At 36.8% G+C, this 12,536-nt stretch carries 12 protein-coding genes, 2 tRNA genes and 1 other annotated feature; of the genes, 10 read left to right on the top strand and 4 right to left on the bottom strand.

The features are described from left to right. Positions 1-56 precede the first annotated feature (56 nt). Positions 57-1,697, bottom strand: a complete 1,641-nt coding sequence (gene argS / locus NMG63_RS08140; protein ID WP_123170999.1) for an arginine--tRNA ligase — start codon at positions 1,695-1,697, stop codon at positions 57-59. Between the two features lie 15 nt (positions 1,698-1,712). Beyond that, positions 1,713-2,564: a DegV family protein gene (locus NMG63_RS08145; protein ID WP_123170998.1), complete on the bottom strand. Its 852-nt coding sequence runs from the start codon at positions 2,562-2,564 to the stop codon at positions 1,713-1,715. Between the two features lie 110 nt (positions 2,565-2,674). Between NMG63_RS08145 and NMG63_RS08150 the strand changes: the two genes are divergently transcribed. Beyond that, positions 2,675-2,752 (top strand) — tRNA-His (locus NMG63_RS08150). Positions 2,753-3,153: 401 nt separating this feature from the next. Beyond that, positions 3,154-3,231, top strand: a tRNA-His gene (locus NMG63_RS08155). 35 nt (positions 3,232-3,266) lie between these two features. On the opposite strand, the gene NMG63_RS08160 is transcribed toward NMG63_RS08155, so the two are convergent. Next, a complete protein-coding gene (locus NMG63_RS08160) occupies positions 3,267-4,157 on the bottom strand; it encodes a LysR family transcriptional regulator (protein ID WP_254006926.1) in 891 nt (296 codons plus the stop codon). A gap of 113 nt (positions 4,158-4,270) precedes the next feature. On the opposite strand from NMG63_RS08160, the gene NMG63_RS08165 reads away from it, so the two are divergent. Both NMG63_RS08165 and NMG63_RS08170 read left to right on the top strand, forming a co-directional pair. Next, positions 4,271-5,695 (top strand): pyridoxal phosphate-dependent decarboxylase family protein, encoded by a 1,425-nt coding sequence (locus NMG63_RS08165; protein WP_254006927.1) that lies wholly within the window; start codon positions 4,271-4,273, stop codon positions 5,693-5,695. An 85-nt stretch (positions 5,696-5,780) separates the two neighbouring features. Beyond that, positions 5,781-6,710: a hypothetical protein gene (locus tag NMG63_RS08170; RefSeq protein WP_254006928.1), complete on the top strand. Its 930-nt coding sequence runs from the start codon at positions 5,781-5,783 to the stop codon at positions 6,708-6,710. Between the two features lie 23 nt (positions 6,711-6,733). On the opposite strand, the gene NMG63_RS08175 is transcribed toward NMG63_RS08170, so the two are convergent. Beyond that, entirely contained in the window at positions 6,734-7,426 is a 693-nt protein-coding gene (locus NMG63_RS08175) for a hypothetical protein (protein ID WP_013853393.1), read from the bottom strand. 164 nt (positions 7,427-7,590) lie between these two features. Here NMG63_RS08175 and NMG63_RS08180 point away from each other — a divergent pair, with 164 nt between their 5' ends. From NMG63_RS08180 to NMG63_RS08205, 6 genes are all read left to right on the top strand, one after another. Next, positions 7,591-8,172 (top strand): NADPH-dependent FMN reductase, encoded by a 582-nt coding sequence (locus NMG63_RS08180; protein WP_013853394.1) that lies wholly within the window; start codon positions 7,591-7,593, stop codon positions 8,170-8,172. A 38-nt stretch (positions 8,173-8,210) separates the two neighbouring features. Continuing rightward, positions 8,211-8,421, top strand: a binding site (T-box leader). A gap of 139 nt (positions 8,422-8,560) precedes the next feature. After that, positions 8,561-9,382 (top strand): transporter substrate-binding domain-containing protein, encoded by an 822-nt coding sequence (locus tag NMG63_RS08185; protein ID WP_254006929.1) that lies wholly within the window; start codon positions 8,561-8,563, stop codon positions 9,380-9,382. A gap of 1 nt (position 9,383) precedes the next feature. Further along, on the top strand, positions 9,384-10,046 hold the full coding sequence (locus NMG63_RS08190) for an amino acid ABC transporter permease (protein WP_013853395.1): 663 nt from the start codon (positions 9,384-9,386) through the stop codon (positions 10,044-10,046). Then, a complete protein-coding gene (locus tag NMG63_RS08195) occupies positions 10,039-10,773 on the top strand; it encodes an amino acid ABC transporter ATP-binding protein (RefSeq protein WP_003774493.1) in 735 nt (244 codons plus the stop codon). Before NMG63_RS08190 ends, NMG63_RS08195 begins: the two co-directional genes overlap by 8 nt. A 92-nt stretch (positions 10,774-10,865) precedes the next feature. Then, the gene (locus tag NMG63_RS08200) at positions 10,866-11,570 is read left to right on the top strand and encodes a helix-turn-helix domain-containing protein (RefSeq protein WP_254006375.1); all 705 of its coding nucleotides are present in this window, start codon (positions 10,866-10,868) and stop codon (positions 11,568-11,570) included. Then, positions 11,543-12,529, top strand: coding sequence for an IS3 family transposase (locus NMG63_RS08205; RefSeq protein WP_254007443.1), 987 nt, complete (start codon positions 11,543-11,545; stop codon positions 12,527-12,529). Before NMG63_RS08200 ends, NMG63_RS08205 begins: the two co-directional genes overlap by 28 nt. Positions 12,530-12,536 lie beyond the last annotated feature (7 nt).

Here is a 12,536-nt window from a genome sequence, read left to right on the forward strand (position 1 = left end):
ACCATCACCCCCTGTAACACTTCAATAATACAATAGAACAACAAAATGTACAAGAATTACATTTGTTCCGGTGCATTTACACCGATTAAGTTCAATGCATTACTTAGGGTAATTTTTACCGCTACAAGTAGGTTTAAACGTTGTGCTTGAAGTTCTGGATTACTTGGATCCATAACTTTTACTTCACCATAGAAACTGTGGAATGATGATGCAAGATCTTGAACATAATTTGCGATTTTATGAACCTCACGTTTTTTCGCAGCATCTGCAACAACAGAACTAAATTCATTAATTTCTTTTAATAACGCAATTTCTTTAGGATTTGTAAGTTGATCAATTACATCGACATGAGGTACTTCCCCAGCTTGACGTAAAATTGAACAAATACGAGCATGTGCATATTGTACATAGAACACTGGATTATCGTTTGATTTTTTACGAGCTAAACCAAGGTCAAAATCAAGTGGTGTTGCAAGTGCACGACTTACAAAGAAGTAACGTGTTGCATCCACACCAATATCATCAACAAGTTCTACGAGACCCAATGCATTCCCTGTACGTTTTGACATCTTAACTTCAACACCTTCGTCCACAAGACGAACCATTTGAATGATATCAACATCAAGAACATTTGGATGTCCAAGTGCTTCAAGAGCTGCTTGCATACGTACAATATAACCATGGTGATCGCCACCCCATAAGTTAAGTAAATGTGTGTAACCACGTTCAAGTTTATAGATATGGTTAGCAATATCGGGTACAAGGTAAGTATATGATCCATCACTCTTAATAAGAACACGGTCTTTATCATCACCGAAATCTGTTGAACGAAGCCATAGCGCCCCATCTTCTTCAAACGTTACACCTTTCGCTTTAAGTGCTTCTAGAGATTCTTCGACACGTCCGTCATCATAGAGCCATTTTTCACTAACCCATGAATCCATTTCAACACCAAATGTATTTAAATCTTCTTTAATACGTTCTAATTCTAATTTAATTCCAAGTTCTTTAAAATATGGTACCCATTCTTCTTCAGGTGCGCTTAACCATTTATCCCCTTCAGATTCTTTAACATCATTTGCGATTTCAATAATATCCGGTCCATGATATCCATCTTCAGGTAAAGGTGCTTCCATACCAAAGGCTTGTTTATAACGTGCGTAAAGTGAATGACTTAACATTAAAATTTGATTTCCAAGGTCATTAATATAGTACTCACGAAGCACATCATATCCTGCAAAAGACATAATACGTGAAAGGGAATCTCCCCATGCTGCACCACGTGCGTGACCAACATGAAGTTGTCCTGTAGGGTTAGCCGATACATATTCATTCAATAATCGGATTCCTTCTCCAGCATTTGAACGACCATAATCTTTACCTGCTTCAATAACATCATTAACAACGCTACCTAATACAGCAGGTTTCATTACAAAGTTAATAAATCCAGGTCCCGCAACACTAATGGACTCAACCATTTCGTTGTCTTCTAATTTTTCAACAATAACGCCAGCGATTTCGCGTGGGTTTTTCCCAACACGTTTTGTAAGACGCATTGCGATGTTTGTGGAGTAATCTCCCATTTCTGGATTATTAGGGATTTCTAACATTACAAGTCCATCTTCTTTTTCAATGCCAAACGCATCAAGAATAATATCTTCGATGTGTCCAACTAGTTTTGTTTCAATTTTATTCATATTAAAGCTCCTTCTCTATATTTTATCTTTAATTAGTTTTTTTCGCCAAGCAATCGCGATGCTGCCTGGTCCTGTATGAGCAAGTACAATAGGATATAAAGGACGTTTTATGACCTCGACCCCGAAGTGTTTTTCTAAATCTTTAACGACAGCATTGTATATTTTTTCTTCACAACCACCATCTAAAACAATCCATTCATAATCATCTTTGTTTCGATCTACAACACTGTGATCAAAACCCACACGAACTGCTTTTTTGTAGGTCCTTACTTTCTCTGCCAAGTCGATTTCACCATTTGATACTTTTAGTACCGGTACGATTTTAAGTAAATTCGCAATGGCTGCAGCAGCTGGCGTAATACGACCCCCACGCTTAAGGTAGATAATATCCTCAGGGATTAATGATGCATACATATCCGCTTCATTTTCAATGAGCGTCCTTATTGCATCGGGCTCCATACCCCGCCTTATCATTTCCTTAACTTCAAGACTTAATAAAAACAATGGGCAACTGACAAATTTAGAATCAATTACCGTTACGCGTCCATCATAATCTTGAGCAAGTCCGCATGCAGTTTGATACGTTCCACTGAGCTTACTTGAAATTGGTAAAAAGATTATATGGTCATATGTTTTTAAAACGTCATCAAACAATTCAATCAACCTACCTAAAGGTGGTTGCGATGTTGAAACAGATGATCCGTTTTTCATCGCCTGAATTAATTGTTCACGAGAGATACCTTCTTCTTCCATATATGCTTTTCCATCTATTGTTAACGGCATACGTGCTACGATAATCTCATGATCAATTGCTTCCTGCTTTGAAACACCTGCCGATGAGTCTGTGATAACAGCAATTTTCATCATAAATGTCCTCCATTAGTATGATTACTATATCATATTTCTTATATAATTCACTATATTTTGATGTGTGCCTTTACAAACGTTTTTTTAAACGCTATAATGGTCTAGCAATGGCGATCGTGGTGAAGTTGGTTAACACACCGGTTTGTGGTACCGGCATTGCGCGGGTTCGAGTCCCGTCGGTCGCCCCATATTGAAATAACACCCACTTTATGTGGGTTTTTTATTTATTTATAGAGCTAAATCTACCACGTCATCAAGACTTCAAATGAACTATAATCCTTTTGACTCATCGATACGAACGCATTTCTTAGTATCCTTATGCACGTACACATACATTCTATAAGGATAGCTCTTCAAAGTCATTTTCATTTGACGAAAATAGCAAGATAGTTTGCTAAAATGACTAATTTTCATCTAGAATTCTAATGTTTATTTCAAAATACTTATTTTTATGATGATGTTTCCACAAGAAAACACCAGAAATGATGAACCTCAATCACATTCGAGTCAAACATCGTAAATTCTTGATTTTTTTGACATTCAACTCTTTACAAGATTTAATTTTATGGTTATAATTGACGAGGATATGGCGATCGTGGTGAAGTTGGTTAACACACCGGTTTGTGGTACCGGCATTGCGCGGGTTCGAGTCCCGTCGGTCGCCCCATATTGAAATAACACCCACTCTTAGGAGTGGGTTTTTTATTGTATATGTATATAGGTTTGATCAATTTCCTGAATAAAGGCCTTCATATGGGTAGTCAGGAATTTTTTTTCGTGATAGAGAACTTGTGCATACATTGAAACACTGGGAATATCAACACGGACTTCTTTAAGTATTTGCTGTTCCAATTCCTCTTTAACCGAGAATTCTGGTAGAAATGATAAGCCAAGACCCTTTTTTAATACCGCAATGATGATTTCCGTATCACCTACTTCAAGAATCGCATTTAAATCTACGCGTCGTTTCGCAAGACTTCGCTCGAGTTCATACCGATAAGCTTCGCCTTGTTCCGTTAATAAAAAAGGAGCATCCGAAAATTCTTCTAAATTGTAGGTTTTCGTACTACTTACAGAAGCATCTGCACTTACAAAGAGGATGCTTTCTTCTTTCTCAAATACCTTTACCATGTCCGCACCATATATTTGGTAATCAAGCGTAAAGAGAATGTCGATTTCATTACGGCGAACCATCCCAAGAAGTTCTTCGGTCTTCCCTATAATTACTTTAGTTTCCACATTAGGATGTTCAAGGTGAAAATTATAGATAAGTTCTGGAAAGACACTTGATCCAAGTGATCCCACTGTACCCACTCGAATGGTCCCATGTTCTTTCTTAGTGGATTGATTAAATATACGGGCTTCCTCTACCGTCCTTAAAACTTCATTCGCATAGAAAATAAATGCTTCACCTTCTTCGGTCAAATGAATTTTACGATTCATACGATCAAAGAGTTTCGTTTGAAGTTCTTCCTCGAGTTGTTGGATTTGAATGGTTACCGCAGCCTGAGTATACCCTAGTGCGTCCGCTGCTTTACTAAAACTTTCTTTCTCCACAACCTTCACAAATGTCTGAAAATGTCTAAGATTCATATGCCCTCCCATTAATTATATTTATCCGTTTTATAAATTCTATTAAATATTCTTATTATAGAATTTATGGTATATTTTCATTAACACAAAGTCAAGTTAATGGAGGTATATGAATGAAACGATATGAACTCGATGAAGATGCTACGATCGAAGCAATAATGATTGAATTTATTAATACATTTTATGAGGGTGAAGCAAATCCAGGGAAAGGTCCTGTATGTACCATTGCACCCGATGATGTTTTGGAACGTCTGAAAAATCAAGAAATGCCAAAGCAAGGACGTGATGTGGAATCAGTTGTATCCGAACTTATGACCGATATTTATCCTTACAGTTTACGAAGTTCACACCCACGTCATTTTGGATTTATTCCAGGACCTGCAACAAAACTCTCAGTACTGGGTGATTTAATGTCAAGTGCTTACAATGTGCATGCAAGTAATTGGGTAAACAGTTCGGCTGCAAGTACAGTCGAAGAAAATACCATTCAATGGCTTACAAAACAAATTGGATATGATAACCAAGCAGGTGGTTTGTTTGTTTCCGGTGGTTCGATGGCAAACTTAACAGGCCTCATCGCTGCTCGCGATAAAATATTAACTGAAGAGAACCGTCATTTAGGTGTCATTTATCTTTCAGACCAAACGCATCATTCTGTGGAAAAAGGATTAAAAATTATTGGATTTACAAGTCGTCAATTCCGTTTTATTGAGACGGATGACTTATTTCAAATTAAAAGTGATGTTTTGGAAAAGACAATCTTAAATGACTTAGACCAAGGATTGGTACCTTGCTGTGTTGTTGCGACTGCAGGTACTACCAATACAGGAACCGTTGATCCACTGGATGAGATTGGTGATTTGTGTAATAAGTATAATCTTTGGATGCATGTAGATGGCGCTTATGGTGCCTCATTTCTCCTTTCCACAAATCAAGTCCACCGCCTTCACGGAATTCACAAAGCAGACAGTGTCAGTTGGGACGCACATAAATTACTGTTCCAAACTTATAGTTGTGCCATGATTCTTGTAAAGGATAAACAAGATTTACTTAATAGTTTTGATGCAAGTCCTGAGTACTTAAAAGATATCGATGGTGATCGTGTTACTAATTTCGGTTCCTTAGGTATTGAACTCACACGACCAACACGCGCTTTAAAACTATGGTTATCCCTTCAAACAATTGGTATTGAAGAGTATACCCGTCGTATTGATTACGGACAAACGCTTGCAAATTATGTTCAAGAGCGCATTATAAAATCAAATCATTGGGAAATGATTTCACCCGCACAATTTTCAATTATTAACTTCCGTTATGTTCATCCCTCATTAAGTGATCTTGAAACCGATGCACTAAACACCTATCTCGCAAAGCAAATCGTTGCAGATGAATTTGCGGGCATCTTCACAACAGAACTCAAAGGACATACAGTATTAAGAATGTGTACGATAAATCCCATTACGACGATTGAAGATTTAGAAGGAACCATCAATCACCTGGAGACGCTCGCTACACACTACTTAAACACAAATCATTAAGATTTGTGTTTTTTTGCTCTTTTACGACACTCACACACATTCATGAAACATTCCAACTATAATAAGAGTGTAAGGGGGAACACATATGAATTTCTTTTTTAACTACACATTACCACTCTTTATACTCCTAACAATATTGGGATTTCCAGTTTATTTCTTATCAAAGCGAATTCACTTTAAAAAACGTTCGCGTCCAAATCGGTTCAACCAACCAAGTTATGCAGCACGTCCTCACCGTTTAAACCTAACGATAATGGGAGCTTATATTTTTATATCCTGTATTTTCATTATCTTTACTTTCTACTTAGAAAATTGGCCTCGATCAATCGAACCGAAAACACGTTGCCAAGAACCCGCTCTAACATTCACTGATCCAAGTGGTTATCTTGATGCGAAACCAGAATATGCACTGTGCTTCGATGAACATTCTCAGTTGATCTTCGAAGATCCAAACACTGCATTCGATTCGTTTATCGAAGATCACCGTTTTGATCTCTACAAGGTTCATTTAAAGTTTAAACGATTTACGCCGATCAATCGAAAAACATATCGAAATTACGCAAACTTAGATATAAATAATGAACTTGAAGCACCACATGCTCAATTCTTTAAAATTTTCAATCAAAGTGTCTATCCAAATACACAAGCACAAACGCTTCGGTTTATTCCACTCAACGTTGATGCGATTGAATTTAGTGAAACGTATAAGAAACCCGATGGTGACATTGAACGAACCGAACAACATCAAGAATTTGCCATTATATCGGTATCGCTTGATTTACAAAGTGATGACCCAATTATTGATTTTAGAAATGCGTTTACGCTCGTTTCAGATGACACAACCACCTACTTATCGCCACGACTTATTTTAAATAAGAATAACGAACGTATGGACCTCAAGTCACGAAATAATCAAGCAACGTTAATTTTCAATGTTGATCAAGATACGCCCTACAATCTCATCTTCGCAACGGAACATACAATTCCGCAAAAAGAAGTCATTCGAAAACCATAATAAAAGTCCACAATTGTGGACTTTTATTTGAAATCACCGAAGTGATAGGCCATTTCATAAGTAAACGTTGCTTCTTGGTCTCTTGAACCAAACCATGTATGAATACCGAACTGACCGCTTTCTTCATTTTCTTTACCTGGCTCAAAAATAAACAGCGTCTTATCTTTAAGTACTACCAGGTTTAAGGATTCTTTAAACGTTTCTGCTTCTTTAAGATGGAAACGAACTGTAATCACGCCGGGAATATCATTTTGTTGATATCGCGCTGCGAACATTTCTAAATCTTTACGTGTAATTCTTCGCTCTCGCACATCCGTATCCGGACCAATATTCATTTCTTTAATAACGCCAACTTTTAAACTACCATTTTCTCGATAACTTGCAATCACATCCGCTTGGATTGAGTCATTACTGTTTGTATCCATTCGTGGTAGAATCATTTCTTCAAAACGCATATTTGTATATGATTCATTAATGTTTAAATCAAACCCTGCTTGTTTAATGCGGATTTGTTCTTTAAGAATTCGCGTAAAATCACCTTTACTAATATAAAACGAATAGAGGTGTTTCTCACCTACGTAAATATCTTTATCACGCCCAAGTGTCGGTACCATAACGGGTTTAAGGAATCGATTACGCGTTGTAGGTTCATTTATATATTTATACAGACCATAGCCTGCCGCAGCAATTAAAGCTGGAACGATTAGTTTTTTCATATGCTACCTCCTTATCACTAAAATTTTAACACATTCTCCATACAATGAAATTGAATTGTTATCGAAACTTATGTAATTGTCATAAAGTCATGCGAATTCCTTTCTTTTTACGGTCTGTAACTCTATAATGAAAGCGATACAATTTTTAGAAACGGAGTGTCATCATGAAAATAATCGCAATCACAGGTTCCGTAGCAGGACGTAAGACACGCGTCGCTTTGGACTATGTTATCCAAGAAATAGCCAAACACAATCACACCATTGACACGGAAATTATTAATATCGGAGATTATGATCTTCAGTTTAGCGATGGACGTTCTGTTGACCAATATAATTCGGATACTCAGTATGTTATTAATTCAATTATGGAAGCAGATGCACTCATCGTTGGAACACCAACCTATCAGACTTCTATACCTGGCGCACTAAAAAATATTTTCGACTTATTACCCATGCATGCCTTGGTTGATAAGAGTGCCGGCATTGTGGTTACTGCAGGATCACCAAAGTATTTTTTAATGGCAGAACAACAACTTAAACCCATTCTATCTTACATGGGAGCACGCATTGTTCAGAAATATGTTTTTATCGAAGATTGTGATTTTGATGGCCTTGAAATAAAGAATGATAATATTTTAGACCGCTTGCGAAACTTAGGTGATGACGTCATTTGTTCAGTAGAACATAGGACTTGGGTACAAAATCATCCGATGAAGAAAGATCAATTCCCTTATAACGATAAATAAAAGTATTGACAAAGATTTGATAGTACGATATTATTTCACTTAAATCGCAGAACAAGAGAGTAAACATTTGGATATCGATAGCGAATTAGGGATGGTGGAAGCCTAATGGATGAAATATGTTGAACCGCACTTGGGAGATGTTTATCTGAACAAAGAGTAGGATAAACCGCAAACCTAGCGTTACAGGAGAGAGGTCATATGAATAACATATGGCAATTAGAGTGGTACCGCGTTTAACACGTCTCTAGATATACACTATCTAGGGACGTTTTTTTGTTCCTAGATTCAAATAAAAGCGAGGAGAATTTTTATGGGAATCAAACGACGACGTGACTTCGCAAAGAGCACAAACCAAACATAGAGCGAACATCACAAGGAGAGAAACAAAATGAAAAAAACATTTATAGTAGCTTGCGTAACATTATTATTTTTAAGCGGTTGTGGAAAGAAGGATACAACCGTAACGAAACTTGAAGCAATCAAATCAAAAGGTGAAATTGTTTTAGTAACATCACCTGACTATGCACCCTATGAATTCATCGATGCAACAAAAACAGGTCAAGATCAATATGTAGGTGCGGACATCGAACTCGCAAAATTTATTGCGAATGAAATTGGTGTAGATCTCGTTATTAAAGCGATGAGCTTTGGTGATATTGCCTCCGCAGTATCACTTGGAAAATTTGATATGGGTATTGCGGGATTTACCTTTAATGAAGAACGTGCAGAACAAGTTGATTTCAGTAATACTTATGATACGACGGAGTCCACATGCCAAGGTTTTCTTGTAACGAAAGAAAAAGAAGCAACACTTAATACAATTGATGATTTAAAAACTGCGAAGGTTGCCGTTCAAAATGGTTCACTCCCTCAAACTTACGTGGAGACAGAACTTCCAGAAGCAACAATGCAACTCGTTAATACATTGGATGATGCTGTCCTTCAGTTGAATGTTGGAAAAGTGGATGCGATTGCTGCATCCTGTGCATCAGGTGAAGGATTTACCTTAAATAATAAAAATCTTGTTGTAAGTAAAGTTAAATTCGCAACAATCGATGATAACGGTACAAAAGTCATCTTAGAAAAAGGTCAAGAAGATCTTATGGATGAAGTAAATAAAGCAATTGCGAAAGCTGTAGAACTTGATTTGTATAAACAATGGCTTGCTGATGCTACAAGTATTGCAAAACAATTAGGAGCGATTGACTAAGATGTTTCAAGATATATTAAAGCTCATTAATCGCTATGGACATGTGTATCTTAAGGGAGCTTGGGGTACACTGACCATTTCTGTTGTTGTTGTATTAATTAGTACCCTACTTGGTGCCTTTCTCGCAATGGGGAAGATGTCGAAATTTAAGCCTTTAAAAACAATTATTAATGTCTATATCGAAGTAATTCGTGGAACACCACTACTACTTCAACTAAGTTTATTTTATTTTTTAGGCTCTGAGTACATCTCCACATCCGTTCCGGATGTAGGATGGATCATGGTTGCTTTGATTATTAATTCGAGTGCCTATGTAGCGGAAATCTTCCGTGCTGGTATTCAAGCTGTTGATAAAGGTCAATTTGAAGCCGCAAAAAGTCTTGGTATTTCAAATGCTAATATGATGAAGAAGATTATCTTCCCACAAGCGATTAAGAATATCTTACCTGCTTTAGGGAATGAATTTATTACAATGATAAAAGAAACATCTTTAGCATCGGTATTCTTTGTAAACAACTTGATGACTTCGGAATCAATTGTCTCAAGTGCAACCCACTTAAAACTACCGTCTTTGATGATTGTAGGGGTTATTTACTTTATAATGACTTTCTCAACATCGAAATTAATCTCCGCATTTGAACGAAAGGTGGCCCTCAATGACTAAACCGCTACTTGAAATCAAAAACATACATAAAGCATATGGAGACTTATCCGTGCTTCAAGGAATTAATGAAACAATTACCCAGGGTGAAGTTGTTTCGATTATTGGTCCTTCGGGTTCAGGAAAGTCAACGTTGCTACGGTGCTTAAATTTACTTGAAACACCATGTTCAGGTAGCATTATCTTTGATGGTGTAGCATTAGAGCCAGATCATAAAAACTTAGATAAGCTACGTCAAGAAATTGGGATGGTTTTCCAACATTTTAATGTTTTCCCCAATTTAACGGTTTTGGAAAACATTACCCTCGCACCAACTCTAGAAAAAGGGATGTCTAAAGATGAAGCAAATACTTTAGGTTTATCGTTACTTGATAAGGTAGGGCTTAAGGATAAGGCACATGAATTTCCACGTAAGTTATCTGGAGGACAAAAGCAACGTCTTGCGATTGTCCGTGCGCTTGCAATGCAACCTCAAGTTATGCTCTTTGATGAACCAACATCTGCATTAGATCCAGAAATGGTTAAAGATGTACTTGAAGTTATTAAAGATCTTGCGGTAAGTGGGATGACAATTGTAATTGTGACTCACGAGATGAATTTCGCAAAAGAAATCAGTGATCGTGTGTTATTTATGGATGGTGGTGTTATCTGCGAACAGGGAACACCTGAAGCAATCTTTGATAACCCGACACATCCTCGTACTATTGAGTTTCTAAGTAAAGTTTTATAAAAAAAAGCAAGTCTTAAATTGATAAGCTCCCCTTAAAGTAGACACCCGAAATAAATAAAATCGGGCACTACAAAAAAGGAGGAGCTTTTTCTATGGGGAGAAAGAATAAATATCCAGCCGAAATAAAAGAACAAGCAATTAATGAATATTTGAATGGCATAAAAGGTGCACCAGAAATAGCTGAAGAATTATCTATTGATTCTAGTACATTACGTAGTTGGGTGAAAAAGTATCAAACTTATGGTATTGAAGTTTTTTCAGATAAAGATCGAAACAAAAGTTATTCGAAAGAGCTCAAGGAATCCGCAATTAGGGATTATCTTGAAGGCGCAGGTTCTCTTAAAGATATTAGTATTAAATATGGTATAAGTTCCCATGAGGTTTTGCGCGGATGGATAAAAAAGTATAATAGACTTGAAACTATAAAGGATTACGATCCTAAAGGAGAAGTCTATATGACAAAAGGTAGAAAAACAACAATTGAGGAGCGTCAGGAAATTGTCGCATATTGTATTGAACATGACTACGATTATAAGGGGACTGCTGAGCGCTATGAACTTTCTTATGCTCAGGTTTATCAGTGGGTGAAAAAGTATAACGAATTGGGAGATGATGGTCTTCTTGATAAACGTGGCAAGCGAAAACAAGAAGATCAACTTAGTAATGAAGAACGTTTAGAACGTAAAGTAAAACTACTTGAAAGACAACTCGAACTGAAAGAACGCGAGAACATTCTATTAAAAAAAGTGAAGGAAATCGAAAGGGGGCGATATTCTCCAAAGCAAAACAAGAAGTAAAGTATCTCGCAGTGCAGGAACTACATCATAAACATGGCTGGAGTATTCAGTGGATGTGTAAGGTACTTAAAATCGCAAGAAGTAGTTATTATAAATGGACGCATCGTGTTGAAACAAGCAATGAAATTGAAAATCATGAGCTTTGCAATCTCATTCTTGATTATGATGAACTATTTGGACATATCTTAGGCTATCGACGCATGACGGATTGGATCAATGAGTTGAATAGCGTTCAATATAACTCGAAGAGGATTCATAGACTCATGAAGATGCTAGGGGTGAAATCAGTGATTCGTCAAAAGTCTAAAAAATATTCACGAAGCACTCCTGAAATCACAGCTGAAAATATTTTAAATCGAAATTTCTTTGCCGCAAAACCGAATGAAAAATGGCTGACAGACGTCACAGAATTTAAGATTAAAGGTTCAAGTAAGAAACTATATCTCAGTGCGATTATTGATCTTTATGATTTAAGTGTTGTGGCGTATCAAATAAGTGATCGGAACAATAATCAACTTGTGTTTGATACTTATCATAAAGCTATCGCGAGATATCCAGAGGCAAAACCTTTATTTCACAGTGACCGCGGATTCCAATACACAAGTAGGGCATTTAGGAAACAGCTAGAAGATCAAGGAGTGATGCAAAGTATGTCTAGAGTGGGACATTGTATTGATAATGGTCCTATGGAAGGATTTTGGGGAACAATCAAATCAGAAATGTACTACCCTAATGAATTCAGTACAAGAAGCGAATTGAAGAAAGCAATTGAAGTGTATATTGATTTTTATAACAACAAGAGACTTCAGAAACGCTTCAAAAACAAAACACCAATGATGGTTCGAACTGAAGCGCTAGGAACAGAGACACCTGTAGTCTACGCGATTCCAACTAACAAGAAGATTGAAGCTTACTGGTCAAACATTAGAGAAAAACAAATGCAGTCACTTGTAGCATAAAAAAGAT

It is taken from the genome of Erysipelothrix amsterdamensis, assembly GCF_940143175.1.
Taxonomy (GTDB): domain Bacteria; phylum Bacillota_I; class Bacilli_A; order Erysipelotrichales; family Erysipelotrichaceae; genus Erysipelothrix; species Erysipelothrix amsterdamensis.